General features: G+C 26.0%; 17 protein-coding genes and 1 pseudogene. 6 read left to right on the top strand and 12 right to left on the bottom strand.

Annotation, left to right across the window (positions count from 1 at the left end; translation table 11 throughout):
- Nucleotides 1–1,068, top strand: a complete 1,068-nt coding sequence (locus MPF13_RS06375) for a M20 family metallo-hydrolase (RefSeq protein WP_249981512.1) — start codon at nt 1–3, stop codon at nt 1,066–1,068.
- A gap of 112 nt (nt 1,069–1,180) precedes the next feature.
- A complete protein-coding gene (gene argH, locus MPF13_RS06370) occupies nt 1,181–2,455 on the top strand; it encodes an argininosuccinate lyase (protein ID WP_249981511.1) in 1,275 nt (424 codons plus the stop codon).
- Between the two features lie 71 nt (nt 2,456–2,526).
- Here the strand turns inward: argH and MPF13_RS06365 are convergent, their stop codons facing one another.
- Nucleotides 2,527–3,123, bottom strand: a complete 597-nt coding sequence (locus MPF13_RS06365; protein ID WP_249981509.1) for a hypothetical protein — start codon at nt 3,121–3,123, stop codon at nt 2,527–2,529.
- 3 nt (nt 3,124–3,126) lie between these two features.
- Nucleotides 3,127–3,912, bottom strand: a complete 786-nt coding sequence (locus MPF13_RS06360; RefSeq protein WP_249981507.1) for a metallophosphoesterase family protein — start codon at nt 3,910–3,912, stop codon at nt 3,127–3,129.
- Nucleotides 3,913–4,163: 251 nt separating this feature from the next.
- Here MPF13_RS06360 and MPF13_RS06355 point away from each other — a divergent pair, with 251 nt between their 5' ends.
- Together MPF13_RS06355 and MPF13_RS06350 are read left to right on the top strand one after the other, a co-directional pair.
- Nucleotides 4,164–4,781 (top strand): GDSL-type esterase/lipase family protein, encoded by a 618-nt coding sequence (locus tag MPF13_RS06355; protein ID WP_249981506.1) that lies wholly within the window; start codon nt 4,164–4,166, stop codon nt 4,779–4,781.
- Between the two features lie 32 nt (nt 4,782–4,813).
- On the top strand, nt 4,814–5,542 hold the full coding sequence (locus MPF13_RS06350) for an esterase family protein (protein WP_249981505.1): 729 nt from the start codon (nt 4,814–4,816) through the stop codon (nt 5,540–5,542).
- Here MPF13_RS06350 and MPF13_RS06345 read toward each other — a convergent pair.
- From MPF13_RS06345 to MPF13_RS06310, 10 genes and pseudogenes are all read right to left on the bottom strand, one after another.
- Entirely contained in the window at nt 5,531–6,823 is a 1,293-nt protein-coding gene (locus MPF13_RS06345) for a cryptochrome/photolyase family protein (RefSeq protein WP_249981504.1), read from the bottom strand. The two genes, MPF13_RS06350 and MPF13_RS06345, sit on opposite strands and share 12 nt — an antisense overlap.
- A complete protein-coding gene (locus MPF13_RS06340) occupies nt 6,816–7,298 on the bottom strand; it encodes an SRPBCC family protein (protein WP_249981503.1) in 483 nt (160 codons plus the stop codon). The genes MPF13_RS06345 and MPF13_RS06340 overlap by 8 nt, the downstream gene beginning before the upstream one ends.
- The gene (locus MPF13_RS15585) at nt 7,298–7,351 is read right to left on the bottom strand and encodes a hypothetical protein (protein WP_349666025.1); all 54 of its coding nucleotides are present in this window, start codon (nt 7,349–7,351) and stop codon (nt 7,298–7,300) included. Before MPF13_RS15585 ends, MPF13_RS06340 begins: the two co-directional genes overlap by 1 nt.
- Nucleotides 7,352–7,445: 94 nt before the next feature.
- Nucleotides 7,446–7,598, bottom strand: a pseudogene (locus MPF13_RS15580) (tryptophan-rich sensory protein); the annotation flags it as partial.
- A 42-nt stretch (nt 7,599–7,640) separates the two neighbouring features.
- A complete protein-coding gene (locus MPF13_RS15575) occupies nt 7,641–7,772 on the bottom strand; it encodes a hypothetical protein (protein WP_284041149.1) in 132 nt (43 codons plus the stop codon).
- Nucleotides 7,759–8,460 (bottom strand): lycopene cyclase domain-containing protein, encoded by a 702-nt coding sequence (locus MPF13_RS06330; protein WP_249981500.1) that lies wholly within the window; start codon nt 8,458–8,460, stop codon nt 7,759–7,761. Before MPF13_RS06330 ends, MPF13_RS15575 begins: the two co-directional genes overlap by 14 nt.
- Nucleotides 8,457–8,903, bottom strand: coding sequence for a sterol desaturase family protein (locus MPF13_RS06325; RefSeq protein ID WP_249981499.1), 447 nt, complete (start codon nt 8,901–8,903; stop codon nt 8,457–8,459). Before MPF13_RS06325 ends, MPF13_RS06330 begins: the two co-directional genes overlap by 4 nt.
- A complete protein-coding gene (locus tag MPF13_RS06320; RefSeq protein ID WP_249981498.1) occupies nt 8,903–9,745 on the bottom strand; it encodes a phytoene/squalene synthase family protein in 843 nt (280 codons plus the stop codon). Before MPF13_RS06320 ends, MPF13_RS06325 begins: the two co-directional genes overlap by 1 nt.
- A 1-nt stretch (nt 9,746) precedes the next feature.
- The gene (crtID, locus tag MPF13_RS06315; protein ID WP_249981497.1) at nt 9,747–11,213 is read right to left on the bottom strand and encodes a bifunctional phytoene desaturase/3,4-desaturase; all 1,467 of its coding nucleotides are present in this window, start codon (nt 11,211–11,213) and stop codon (nt 9,747–9,749) included.
- Between the two features lie 60 nt (nt 11,214–11,273).
- Nucleotides 11,274–12,179: a MerR family transcriptional regulator gene (locus MPF13_RS06310; protein ID WP_249981495.1), complete on the bottom strand. Its 906-nt coding sequence runs from the start codon at nt 12,177–12,179 to the stop codon at nt 11,274–11,276.
- 106 nt (nt 12,180–12,285) lie between these two features.
- Here MPF13_RS06310 and MPF13_RS06305 point away from each other — a divergent pair, with 106 nt between their 5' ends.
- Nucleotides 12,286–12,780, top strand: coding sequence for an RNA polymerase sigma factor (locus tag MPF13_RS06305; protein ID WP_249981494.1), 495 nt, complete (start codon nt 12,286–12,288; stop codon nt 12,778–12,780).
- A gap of 3 nt (nt 12,781–12,783) precedes the next feature.
- On the top strand, nt 12,784–13,398 hold the full coding sequence (locus tag MPF13_RS06300) for a DUF8845 family protein (protein ID WP_249981492.1): 615 nt from the start codon (nt 12,784–12,786) through the stop codon (nt 13,396–13,398).
- The last annotated feature ends 6 nt before the right edge of the window (nt 13,399–13,404 follow it).

Raw genomic sequence — 13,404 nt, 5'->3', positions numbered from 1 at the left:
ATGAATATTGAAAAATTAACAGAAAACGCAATTTCTCTTTTAAAAAACTTAATTGAAACACAATCGTTTTCAACTGAAGAAGATAAAACTGCTCTTTTAATTGAAGCTTGGTTTAAAGAAAACAATATACCTTTTAAAAGAACAAAAAATAATATTTGGGCAACTAACAAACATTTTGATGAAAGTAAACCAACTATGTTATTAAACTCTCATCATGATACAGTACATCCAAATACTGCTTATACAAGAAACCCTTTTAAGGCTGATGTAGAAGATGGTAAATTATATGGTTTAGGTTCTAATGATGCAGGTGGATGTTTGGTTTCCTTAATAGCAACTTTTACAAATTTTTATGCACAAGAAAACTTAAAATACAATTTGGTAATTGTGGCTTCTGCAGAAGAAGAAAACTCAGGACCTGATGGTTTAAACAGCATGCTTTCTATCATTCCTCATATTGATGTAGCAATTGTTGGTGAACCAACATTAATGAATTTAGCTGTAGCAGAAAAAGGTTTGGTTGTTTTTGATGCAGATGTAGAAGGAACTCCAAGTCATGCAGCACATCCAAATGATAATAATTCTATATACAACACCATAGAAGTTTTACAATGGTTTAAAGATTTTCATTTCGAAAAGAAAACTGAAGCTTTAGGTGAAGTAAAAATGACAGTAACTCAAATTAATGCTGGTAAGCAACACAATGTTGTTCCTGCACATACAAATTTAGTTATTGATGTTCGTGTAAATGATGCGTATTCTAACCAAGAAATTGCAGATATTTTACAAGAAAAATCTCCTTGTACAACTATTACACCAAGAAGTTTACGCTTAAATTCATCATCAATTTCTACAGATCATGCTTTGGTAAAAGCAGGTATTGAAATGGGAAGAGAAACTTATGGTTCTCCTACCCTTTCTGATCAATCTGTTTTAAGTTGTCAGTCTTTAAAATTAGGACCTGGAGATAGCACTCGTTCTCATTCTGCTGATGAGTTTATTTATCTTGCAGAAATAGAAGAAGGAATAAAAATTTACATTGAATTGTTAAATCGTGTAATTATTTAATTTGATAAAAAAAATATAGTTGTCATTTCGACCTTGTGGAGAAATCTAAATTAAAAAGATTTTAAACTTGAATACATTTCGCTCAAAATGACAAACAAAAACAATAAAAAATATGAAACTTTGGGATAAAGGATTTTCAATAGACAAACAAATAGAAAACTTTACTGTTGGTAATGATAGAGAAATTGACATGCATATTGCAAAATATGACGTGCAAGCATCTTTAGCGCATGCAATTATGTTAGAATCTATTGGTATTATTACTACAGATGAATTAACAGATTTAAAAAGAGGTTTGCAAGAATTGGCTTCTGATATTGAAAATGAAACTTTTATTATTGAACCTTCTTTTGAAGATGTACATTCTAAAATTGAGTGGGAATTAACTCAAAAGTTAGGAGAAGTTGGTAAAAAAATTCATACTGCACGTTCTAGAAACGATCAAGTTTTAGTTGCTTTACAATTGTACTATAAAGAAAACATTGCTATTGTTAATGACAAAGTAGAATCTTTATTTGACACGCTTTTAAACCTTGCAGAAACTCACAAAAAAAGTTTATTACCTGGTTATACACATTTACAAGTAGCAATGCCTTCTTCTTTTGGATTATGGTTTTCTGCCTATGCAGAATTGTTAATTGACGATGTTTATGTTTTAAATGCAGTTTCTAAAATAGTAGACCAAAATCCATTAGGTTCTGCTGCTGGTTATGGTAGCTCCTTCCCTATTGATAGAGAATTAACTACCAAAGAATTAGAATTTGCAACTATGAAATATAATGTTGTAGCTGCTCAATTAAGTCGTGGTAAAAGTGAGCGTTCTATAGCTTCTGCTTTAGGAGGATTGTGTAATACAATTTCACGATTTGCAATGGATGTTTGCTTGTATATGAGCCAGAATTTTAATTTTATTTCTTTTCCAGATGAATTAACAACAGGAAGTAGCATTATGCCACACAAGAAAAACCCTGATGTTTTTGAATTGATTCGTGGAAAATGTAATAAAATTCAAGCTTTACATACAGAAATGGTAATGATTACTAATAATTTACCAACAGGATATCATAGAGATTTTCAATTATTAAAAGAAAATATAATTGCTGCTTTTGAAGATGTAAAAGACATTTTAGATATCTGTAATTACTCTATTCAACAAGTAATTGTTAAAGATATAGACTTAAATGATGAAAAATATCAATATTTATTTACTGTAGATAGCATTAATAATTTAGTAGTTGATGGTATGTCTTTTAGAGAAGCTTATCAACAAATTGGTGGTCAAGTACAAGGTGGAAATTATAAACCAGATTTAGGTAAAAAACATTCTCATGTTGGTAGTATTCATAATTTATCTTTAGATAAAATTAAAGAGAAGTTTCCTAAATAAAATAATTAACTTAATAAAAAAATCCAAATTCATAATGAATTTGGATTTTTTATTTAATTTAGTTTAAGGTTTTAAAAGTGAAAATTTACACCTACAGAAATACTCATAACATCTAGCAAATCAACTTCTTTTGTTGTTATAGCATACCATAAATAAGTTTCTACTGTACCCGCTTCTAAATAAAAATCAACTCCAGAAAAAGTTTTAGAATTGTTCATTTTCTTGTGCATTAATATGCCACCATAAACTGTAAAATGTACAGCAGTTGGCACATAATATCCTTCTGGGTATTTACTTGGTAATGTTGTAAAAGAATTTGTACCAATATCTAAAGTTGTTGTTAAACCTGCAATTGGAACTAATGTCCAATTTTGATTAATTTTTTTTCTATAAAGTGGAAATGTGTTTTTTATCGTAATTAAATGAATATTATCAGCTCTAGAAGCCCATTCAGGAACAAAACCGTATAATAGTTCTGTGTATAGAACATCATCAAATAACTTATAACCAACTCCTGCTGAAAAAAGACCGATATTACCAGCAAATTGTGTTTTTACATAATCTGGCACATACCAAGATTTTTTATCTATCGGTTTTGTTTCTTGCGAAAAAGAATTGAAACAAATTAAAAGTAATATTGATAAAATAACTATTTTTTTATTTCTCATCTCTTAAAGCTCTATTAATTCAACTTCAAAACCTTTCTCTTTTACAGATACTATATTATAAGCTTCCTCTTTAACTGCAGGAGCTGTTAAATAACTAACATCTCCTTCTATAAATTCGAAAGTGTGAGTATGACCATGTATAGATAATGGCACATTGTTATCTTTCATTAAATTTCTGTATTTATCTTCTAATTCATCATCAAATTGATCACCATTTGGTGGAATATGAGTAATTACAAAAACTTGATTATAATTAGAATTGTTTTGTAATTCTGAGGATAACCAATCAAAATCTAATTCTTTTTCACTTTCCCAAACAATGTCATCAAAAAGCACAAATTTGTTATTATTAAACTCAAAAGAATAATTATAATCACCAAACATTTTTTTATAAATAACCCCTCCATTTATATTGTAATCATGATTACCAATTACAGTTAAATATGGTTTTTTGAGATTTGTCATAACATCATGAAAAATTTCATATTCTGTTAACAAAGCTTGATCTGCAATATCTCCTCCAAAAACAACAAATAATACATCATCTCTTTTGTTAATATCATCCACCACTGATCTAAGTTGATCATAGAAAAAATGAACATCAGATATAAAAGCAAATTTAAATTCTTTAGAATCTATTGTAATATCATTCAATAAATCTAAATTTTTAACAGTTGTATTTTTATGTCTACTTTTTACATTAGCTTCATAAACACTAAACTCAAAAGGGTGCTTACATGTTGTAAAAATTATTACAAAAAACAGTAATACAATTTTTATACTTTTCATTTTTTATAATTTAAAATTATAGCAAGCAAAACTATTGAGTATAAAGAAAACAAAGAAATATAATCGTTCTTATTTTATATAAAATATCACTATTTTAAATTTTAATTTTTACTATTAAAATTATGAATTTCATTATAATTTAGTAATGTTTTAAAACTCTCTTTAATTATTTCTTAAATACTTTAAAAAAATGTAGAAATAATTTAAAAACTTTATATTTGTCAACTAATTTTTAAATAGAATTACAGTTCATGTTTTGGTATAATGAAGATATAAAACGCTTAAAAAATGATATCGAAAAATTAGATTATAATCCAAAACTAGTTTTTTACGGAAGTTCTACTTTTACTCTTTGGAATGAGCTAACATCAATTTATAGTGAGTATAATCCTATAAACTTAGGTTTTGGAGGTTCTACTTTAGCTGCTTGCACCTGGTTTTTTGATGATATTTTTAAAGATATTAAAAACATCGAATCTATTGTAATTTACGCTGGAGATAATGATTTAGGCGATGGAAGACACCCTGAAGAAGTATTATTATTTTTAGAAAATTTATTAGCTAAAATTGAAGATAAATTTGGAGAAATAAAATGTTCTGTAATTTCAATTAAACCAAGTATAGCTAGAAAAAACTTACAAGGAAGCATACATTTTACCAATAGTAAAATAAAAGAATTGCTTTCTAAAAAACAAAACCATTTTTATATAAATATCTACGACTTACTATTAGATGAAAATGGTAATCCTAATCATAAATATTTTGAAGAAGATGGTCTTCACTTTAACAATTTAGGTTATCAATTGGTTTTTAGAACTTTAAAATTAAATTCTGAAATATTTCCTGCAAAATTAGTACAAGAAATATAGACAAAGGAGTTATATTTACATAAAAACTCCTCATGAAAAGAGAATATCATAAATGGTATAGCCATAATCTTGAAAAAGATATGGAACTATTGATATTTGGATATGCAGGTGCTAAAGTTTTATTCTTTCCCCCTAGAATGGGTCGATTTTATGATTACGAAAATTGGAAAGTTATTGAAGCTTTAAAAGAAAAAATTAACAACGGAAAACTACAAGTTTTTTGTGTAGATAGTGTAGATTTAGAAACTTTTTACAACAGTTTTGTAGATCCTGGTTACAGAATACACAGACATATTCAATATGAAAAATATGTTTTAGAAGAAGTTTTACCTCTAGCTAATTTAATCAATACAAACACCAATGTAATTTCTGCTGGCTGTAGTTTAGGAGCATATCATGCAGTAAACGTAGCTTTACGTCATCCTCATTTTTTTTGCAAAGTTTTAGGAATGAGTGGTAGGTATGATTTGACAAAATCTAAAGGCTATTTTAAAGATTTATTAAGTGGTTTTCACAATGATTTTGTGTATTTCAATATGCCAAACCAGTATATGAAAAACTTAGAAGATGTAAACTTAATTAATCAAATAAGAAATATGGATATTGTTTTAACAATTGGTAAAGAAGATTCTTTTTTAGAAAGCAATTATAAACTTTCTGGTATTTTTAATGAAAAGGAAATTCCTCATCAATTAATTGAATGGAATGGTGAAGCACATAAAGCAGTATTTTGGCGAAAAATGGTTGATTTATATCTCTAATAAACCCTTTTTATAGGTATTTAATGCTCTTTCTCTTGCTTGTTTATGTTCTACTATTGGTTTAGCATATGTTAATTCGTCAAAATCTAACACCCATTTTCTTACATACAACAACTCTTTATCAAACTTTTTTAACTGAGTTTCTGGATTAAAAACTCTAAAATAAGGAGCAGCATCACAACCTGTTCCTGCAGCCCATTGCCAATTACCATTATTAGATGACAACTCATAATCTAATAACTTTTCTGCAAAATAAGCTTCTCCCCACCTCCAATCAATCAACAAATGTTTGCATAAAAAACCAGCAGTTATCATTCTTACTCTGTTGTGCATATAACCAGTGGAATTAAGTTGTCTCATTCCTGCATCAACTAAAGGATAACCTGTTTCTCCTTTACACCACAATTTAAATTCTGACTCATTGTTTCTCCAAGATATTGCATCATATTTTGCTTTAAAATTATTAACAACAACATTTGGAAAATGAAATAATACTTGCATAAAAAACTCTCTCCAAATTAATTCATTTAAAAAAGTTAAATTGCTTTCTAATGCCACTAACACAATTTTGCGAACACTTACCAAACCAAATCTTAAATATGGTGATAAATAGGATGTTTTATCTTGATATGGAAAATCTCTTACACTATCATAATTATTAAGATTGTGCAAATTAAAAGGTTTAACTTTTATTTTACTTTCTATAAATCCTAAAGACTTTATTAAGGGAAATTGGTGAGAAAATTGATGAAAATTTGAAAAATCTAGATGATAATTTTTGGTATCTCTTAATTTATCAAATTTTTGAAGCCATTTATTTTTATAAGGTGTATACACAGTATATGGTAAACCATCATTTTTAACTACTTCATTTTCTTCAAAAATAACCTGATCTTTAAAACTTAAAAATTGAATATTGTTAGATTTTAAATATTCTTTAATTTCTTTATCTCGTATTAAAGCATAAGGTTCATAGTCTTTATTTGTATAAACCGATTTAGCATTAAATTTTGATACTATTTTTTTTAAAACTTCTAACGGATTTCCTTTTTTAACCAATAAGGAAGATCCTACTTTTTTTAATTGTTGATCTATTTTAGATAATGTTTTATAAATAAATGAAACTCTTGCATCGTCTTTAGGTAAATTCTCTAAAATTTCTTCATCAAAAATAAAAATAGGAATTACCTTAAAACCAGACTTTAATGCATTACTTAAAGCAACATTATCTTCTAATCTTAAATCTCTTCTAAACCAAAATATCAGATTTTTTTTATCCATTAAACAACTTTTCTAAAGTTTTAAAACGATGCTTAAAAATAGTTTTTAATTGATTTTTTATAAAAACAACTTGTGCAAAATGTCCTAGAATACCAAAAGGAATCTTATAAGAAATCTTATCTTTCATTAACGTTTTTCCGTTTTTTAAATCTTCAAACCAATGTTCATGATGCCACATTTTATAAGGCCCAAATCTTTGTTCATCAATAAAAAAACGTTGATCTTTTACTTGTGTTATTTCTGTTACCCAATTTGTTTTTATTCCTGGTAAAACTCCTACTTTATAAGTAATTATTTGTCCTTTATATGCTTTTTTATCAACGGTACTAGTTATAGTGAATCCCATATGTTTGGGCGTTATTTCTTCTAAGTTTTGTGGAGCACTAAAAAAGTTCCATGCTTCTTGTAAAGAAACATTTAAAACTTGTTCTGTAGTAAGCGTATAAATACCCGAATGTTTTTTAAATTGAATCATTAATTATAAAATACGATGTATGCATTTAAACTTGTTGCAATAGTCATCCAAATTAAATAGGGTACAATTAATAAAGTATACCATTTTACTTTTTTTTAGATAATTAAAAGTGAAATAGCCAATTAATAACCATAATAATGTAATAACTACTAAACCTAATTCTGTTAAATGTTGATTAAAGAAAAAGTAGTTCCAACTTACGTTTAAAAACCATTGCACAGTAAATAATGTTATTAGTTTTTTATCTAAATAGTAATACTCTAAACTTAGTTTTGTCATGTAAAAAGAAAAACAAAACATTATAGAAGACCATGCTACACCAAAAACCCAATTTGCAGGTGTTCAAGGAGCTTGATTTAAAGTTTTATACCATTCAGTTTGAGGTCCATTATTCATTAATAAAACACCTAAACCTAATGCTAAAAAATTAACAACTACGAACGTTAAAAATCGCACATATTTATTCTGAAACATCTTTTTTTGTTTTAAAAGCATTAAATATTAATTGTATAGAAAACAACAAGTTAAAAGCATAAAAAACATCTTCAACAGGAATTGTAAATAATCTAAACCCTAAGTTTTCATTGTTATTATACCATACTACTGGCTCTTCAATAAAGCTTCCAGTTAATACTCCATTTACAAGTAAAAACGGAATTAAAATGACTAAAAAACTAGGCAAATATTCTTGTAGTGTATTTAATTTTGTTTTTAATCCGTAGATAATTACTATTAAAAAAAAGATGAAATTTATAGTGGTATAAAGTTTTCCAAAATTTATAAAAAGTAATATTCCAGTTAAAACAATTAAAATTACACTTGTTATTATAGTTAGATTTTTCACTAACTTAAACTTAGGAAATAAATATTTTAAAACTTCATGCGTAAACAAACATGCATAGGGTATACAAAAGAAAAACAACCATTCTTCTATTGGCATTTTAAATAAATAAACAGATAAATGATACTTAGAATTAAAGCCCCAAACTCCAATATCTGTAAATATTCCATCCCAAATTAAAAAAGGAATTGCAACAATTAAAATACTTTTAAAAGCAATTTTAAAATGTTGTATAAAATGAAATTTTTTCTCAAAAATGCTATACAACAAAGGCACACTTAAACTACCCAATGTTAAAAAGAGGTACAAGTATTTTATCATTGTCTTTTTTTAAAGTATTTAAAGGGTACAAATAACATTCCAAAACATTCTCCTTCTTCTTTTCCTAAATGTTTATGATGAATTTTATGAGCTTTTCTTAGCCCTTTTAAATATGGATTATTAGTGTTTTTAAACCATTTAAAACGTTGATGAATTAATACATCATGTATTAAAAAGTAAGCAATACCATAACATAAAATTCCTAAACCAATAAAGAATAAAAAAGTAAATTCTGTATAAGTACCATAATAAAAAAGTAAAATACTTGGAACCGCAAAAACCACGAAAAAAGCATCATTTTTTTCAAAAACACCTTGGTATTTTGGTTGATGATGGTCTTCATGTAAATACCATCCAAAACCATGCATTACATATTTGTGTGTACACCAAGTTACACACTCCATAAATAAAAAAACTGCTATAGTAATTAACACATAAATCATTAAATAATATTTAGTTTATACTTTACATAACTTCTAGCTAATAAATTAATTTTCATGTAATTAGGAATTCTAATTCTTGTATCCATAATTTTTTCTGATGGAACTTTTTTTAGTTTTTTTAATAACCTTTTATAATATCTGTAAGCTAAATAAACTCCAAATTTAGCTTCAATTGGTAATTTAAGAATTCCATTTTTAAAAGCATTTTCAAAATCTTTTTCAATTTCATCTATAATAATTTGTTTAGAATCTGCATTCAGTTCTCGTAAATTAATATTTGGAAAATAAGATCTATTTAAAACTTCATAGTCATCTTTTAAATCTCGTAAAAAATTTACTTTTTGAAAAGCTGACCCCAAACTCATAGCAGCTTCTTTTAATTCATTATACATTTTATCATCTCCATTTACAAAAACTTTTAAACACATTAACCCAACAACATCTGCAGAACCATAAATATATTCATCATATTCTGCTTTTGTTTTATAAGTTGTTTTGTACAAATCTGCTCTCATACTTTTTAGAAAAGCCTGAACCATTGTATCTGGTATTTGATATTTATTTACTGTTTGTTGAAAAGAATTTAAAATAGGGTTTAAACTAATACCTTGTTCTTTAGCAAGATAATAATCTTTTTCAAATTGATTCATCAATAATTCTTTATCAAAATCATGAAAAGTATCTACAATTTCATCTGCAAAACGCACAAAACCATAAATATTATAAATGTCCTTTCTTATAGTAGGTGCTAATAAATTTACAGCCAATGAAAATGAAGTGCTGTATTTTTTTGTAACTATTTTGCTACAATCATTAGAAACGTTGTCAAATAATTCTTTCATTTTATTTTAAATTTTTAATGATTAATTCTGAGGCTATTTTTCCTGATATTAATGCTGGAGGAACTCCAGGACCAGGAACAGTTAATTGACCTGTGAAATACAAATTATTAACTTTACTACTTTTAATTTTTGGTCTTAAAAAAGCTGTTTGAAATAAAGTATTTGCCATTCCATATGCATTTCCTTTATAAGAATTATACTGTTCTTTAAAATCGTTTACACAAAAAGACTTTTTAAACAATACACTTTCTTTTACATTTTGATTTGTTAATTTCTCAAATCTATCCATAATTTTATGGAAATAAATTTCTCTTAATTCCTCAGTATCTTCAATTCCTGGAGCTAATGGTATTAAGAAAAAACCAGCTTCTTTTCCTTCTGGTGCAGATGTTTTATCAGTTATTGATGTAAAATTAGCATAAAATAGAGGGTCTTTTGGCCATTGAGGATTGTCATATATTTCTTTAGCATGCAAATCAAAATCTGTATCAAAAAATAATGTGTGATGACTTACATTTTTTATTTTTTTATTAAAACCTACATAAAATAAAAGAGAAGAAGGCGCAAAAGTTTTTTTGTTCCAATAATCTTCAGAATATTGTTTTAAATTATCATTTAATAATGTTTCTGTATGATGATAATCTGCTCCACTTAAAACCAATTCTGTATCTACAACTTTACCATTTACTCGTAAACCTATTACATTATTAGATTTGTTTGTTATAATTTTTTCGACATTAGAATTTGTTTTAAAACTAACTCCTAAACTTTCAGCTAAGGAAACCATAGCTTCTATAACATTATACATTCCTCCTCTAGGATGCCAAGTACCCAAACCAAAATCTGCATAATTCATAAAATTATAAAAAGCAGGTGTATTACTAGGTTTTGCACCTAAAAACAAAACTGGAAATTCTAAAATTTGAATTAACTTTTTGCTTTTTATGTTTTTTCTAACTTGTTTTCTAATAGTTGAAAAAAATTGAGAAACTCTAGAAATAGTTGTAGTATTTACCAATTCTAATGGAGATACTCCTGGTTTGTAAACTAAATCTTTAATAGCAGTATCATAATTATTTTTTGCAGATTTTAGAAAAGATTTTAGATGTTTAGCACTACCCTTTTCTTCTTTTTCGAAAAGCGAGTATATATCATTTAAACTACTAGATATTTTAATAGAAGAGTTTTCTCCAAAATAAACTTCATAACCAGGATTTAATTTATCTAGAATATAATAGTCTGATGGTTTTTTATTAAAATCTGCAAAAAAACGTTCGAAAACATCTGGCATCCAATACCAAGAAGGTCCAATATCAAATGTAAAACCGTCCTTTTTATATTGTCTTGCTCTTCCTCCTAGCGTATTATTTTTTTCTAAAACAGTAACATTATAACCTGCTTTTGCCAAATAACAAGATGCAGATAATGCAGAAAAACCAGAACCAATTATGTAAATTTTTTTACTCATAAATTATTTTGTTTAACAAACATACAAAAATATTAAACAAAATAATTTTAATTTATAAAATTATATTTCTTTTAACAGTTCTGTAACAGAGTCATAAACTTTTATATTTGAAGAAAAAACATGGTTTTTAACTAATTTTGTCTTTTGGCCAATTGCTATAAGTTTATGTTTTTTTGTATTTAAAGCATTATCAAATATTTTAAAATACTCTTCTATTTTTGCATCAAAAGGCATAACAGTCATAGAAGTAATAAAACAAAATGGTTTTTCGTTTTCAATAAAATATTTTAAATTATCAAAGGGTAAACTCTGACCAAGGTAAATTGTATGATCTCCTCTTAAATTAAGTTCGTAATTTAAATACAACAATCCTATTTCATGAATTTCATTTTCTGGTAAAAACAAAACGTAGTTGTTTGTAGAATTAGATATATTATATTGTAATTTCTCTGTATTTATTTGAATTTTTTGAGATATTAAATTAGTAATAAAATGCTCATGTGCAGGTAATAATGTATCTGTTTGCCACAATAAACCAATGTGATCTAAAAACGGAACAAAAATGTCATTAAAAATTTCTCTAAAAGTTTTGTGTTGCAGCAATTTACTGTAAGTAGCATTAAATAAAGATTTATCAAACTGAAACATAGATATTTTTAAAGAATTAATAGCATCATCATTTACAAATGCAGAAAGAGCTAATTCTCTTGAATGAAGAATTAATTCATCTTCAGACATTTTTGCTATTTTAGAAATCTTAAAATCATTATTATTTAAAAAAACAATATTTAAAATTTTTTGTAAATTTTCTATTGTATAATAACGAATATTCGTTTCTGTTCTTTTTGGGATTAATAAATTATATCTTTTTTCCCAAATACGAATTGTATGCGCTTTTACACCTGAAATATTTTCGAGATCTTTAATTGTAAAACGCTGCCTTATATTGTTCAATTTATTACTCATTTAGTTAAACAAATCTATAAAAAATATATTAAATAAAAATAATTTAAAAAAAATGTAACAATTATTACTTTTACACTACTAATAAGTAACTAACTAATTTACACAAGTGCAAAAAGATTTAGAAATTAAATTTTTATCGGACTTTGAACAAAACCAAAATATAGCTCATAAAATTTGTAGAGTTTACACTACAAATCAAAGTGCTCATAATGATTTGTTTCAAGAAATAACCATTCAACTTTGGAAAAATTACCCAAAGTTTAGGGGAGATTCTAAATTTAGCACATGGATGTATAGAGTAGCTTTAAATACAGCAATTTCATTGTATAGAAAGTCTACAAGAACTGTTAAAACTCAAGATATTAGTGATTTTGCTTACAAAATAAAAGCTACTGATTATGATGATACAGAAGAAATTCAATTAAAAGCTTTATATAAAGCTATACATAAATTGAATGATATTGATAAAGCTCTTATTTTCTTGTATTTAGAAGATAAACCTTATAAAGAAATTTCTGAAACACTAGGTATTTCTTCCGTAAATGCAAGAGTTAAAATGAATAGAGCAAAAGAAAAATTAAAAAACATATTAAACCCATAAATTATGGATTTATTAGACAATTATAAAAAAGCTTGGGAAAATCAACCAGAAGACACCAACAAAGTATCTTCTATTGAAATTTACAAATTGGCCCAATCTAGATCTTCATCTATTGTAAAATGGATATTTATTATAGGAATTTTAGAATTTGTAATTCTAAACTCTCTATATTTTATTGTAGATATGGATGAAGCCATGATAGAATATAGAAAATTAGGAATAGAAAGCTTTGTTTTTTACTCTCAAATTGCAGCTTACATAATATTATTCTATTTTTTATGGATGTTTTATCAGAATTATAAAAGAATTTCTGCCATAGAATCTACAAAAACTTTAATGAAAAAGATTTTAAAGACTCGTAAAACAGTTAGAAATTATGTATTGTTTAATTTAGGGTATATAACTTTATTAATGATTGTTACTACCATTGCAAAAGTAACTACTAACTTAAATGACTATTCTAACAAACAATTACTCATATTAATTTTAGTAACTACAATAGCTACTTTATTATTTTTAGGTGTTGTTTGGTTGTTTTATCAACTTATTTATGGAATTTTATTACGAAAATTAAATAGAAATTATAAAGAATTAGCTAAATTAGACAGCACAAATTAAGCTGTA

Source organism: Polaribacter sp. Z022 (genome assembly GCF_023555495.1).
Lineage (GTDB): Bacteria > Bacteroidota > Bacteroidia > Flavobacteriales > Flavobacteriaceae > Polaribacter.
This window is presented reverse-complemented; position numbering and strand designations above follow the sequence as displayed.

Coding starts and splice junctions, on each gene's coding strand:
- MPF13_RS06360 (WP_249981507.1), bottom strand. CDS start 3,912: ATGAAAAGTATAAAAATTGTATTACTGTTTTTTGTAATAATTTTTACA.
- MPF13_RS06340 (WP_249981503.1), bottom strand. CDS start 7,298: ATGATTCAATTTAAAAAACATTCGGGTATTTATACGCTTACTACAGAA.
- MPF13_RS06345 (WP_249981504.1), bottom strand. CDS start 6,823: ATGGATAAAAAAAATCTGATATTTTGGTTTAGAAGAGATTTAAGATTA.
- MPF13_RS06350 (WP_249981505.1), top strand. CDS start 4,814: ATGAAAAGAGAATATCATAAATGGTATAGCCATAATCTTGAAAAAGAT.
- MPF13_RS06375 (WP_249981512.1), top strand. CDS start 1: ATGAATATTGAAAAATTAACAGAAAACGCAATTTCTCTTTTAAAAAAC.
- MPF13_RS06320 (WP_249981498.1), bottom strand. CDS start 9,745: ATGAAAGAATTATTTGACAACGTTTCTAATGATTGTAGCAAAATAGTT.
- MPF13_RS06310 (WP_249981495.1), bottom strand. CDS start 12,179: ATGAGTAATAAATTGAACAATATAAGGCAGCGTTTTACAATTAAAGAT.
- MPF13_RS06365 (WP_249981509.1), bottom strand. CDS start 3,123: ATGAGAAATAAAAAAATAGTTATTTTATCAATATTACTTTTAATTTGT.
- MPF13_RS15575 (WP_284041149.1), bottom strand. CDS start 7,772: ATGTTTCAGAATAAATATGTGCGATTTTTAACGTTCGTAGTTGTTAAT.
- argH (WP_249981511.1), top strand. CDS start 1,181: ATGAAACTTTGGGATAAAGGATTTTCAATAGACAAACAAATAGAAAAC.
- MPF13_RS06325 (WP_249981499.1), bottom strand. CDS start 8,903: ATGATTTATGTGTTAATTACTATAGCAGTTTTTTTATTTATGGAGTGT.
- MPF13_RS06355 (WP_249981506.1), top strand. CDS start 4,164: ATGTTTTGGTATAATGAAGATATAAAACGCTTAAAAAATGATATCGAA.
- crtID (WP_249981497.1), bottom strand. CDS start 11,213: ATGAGTAAAAAAATTTACATAATTGGTTCTGGTTTTTCTGCATTATCT.
- MPF13_RS06300 (WP_249981492.1), top strand. CDS start 12,784: ATGGATTTATTAGACAATTATAAAAAAGCTTGGGAAAATCAACCAGAA.
- MPF13_RS06330 (WP_249981500.1), bottom strand. CDS start 8,460: ATGATAAAATACTTGTACCTCTTTTTAACATTGGGTAGTTTAAGTGTG.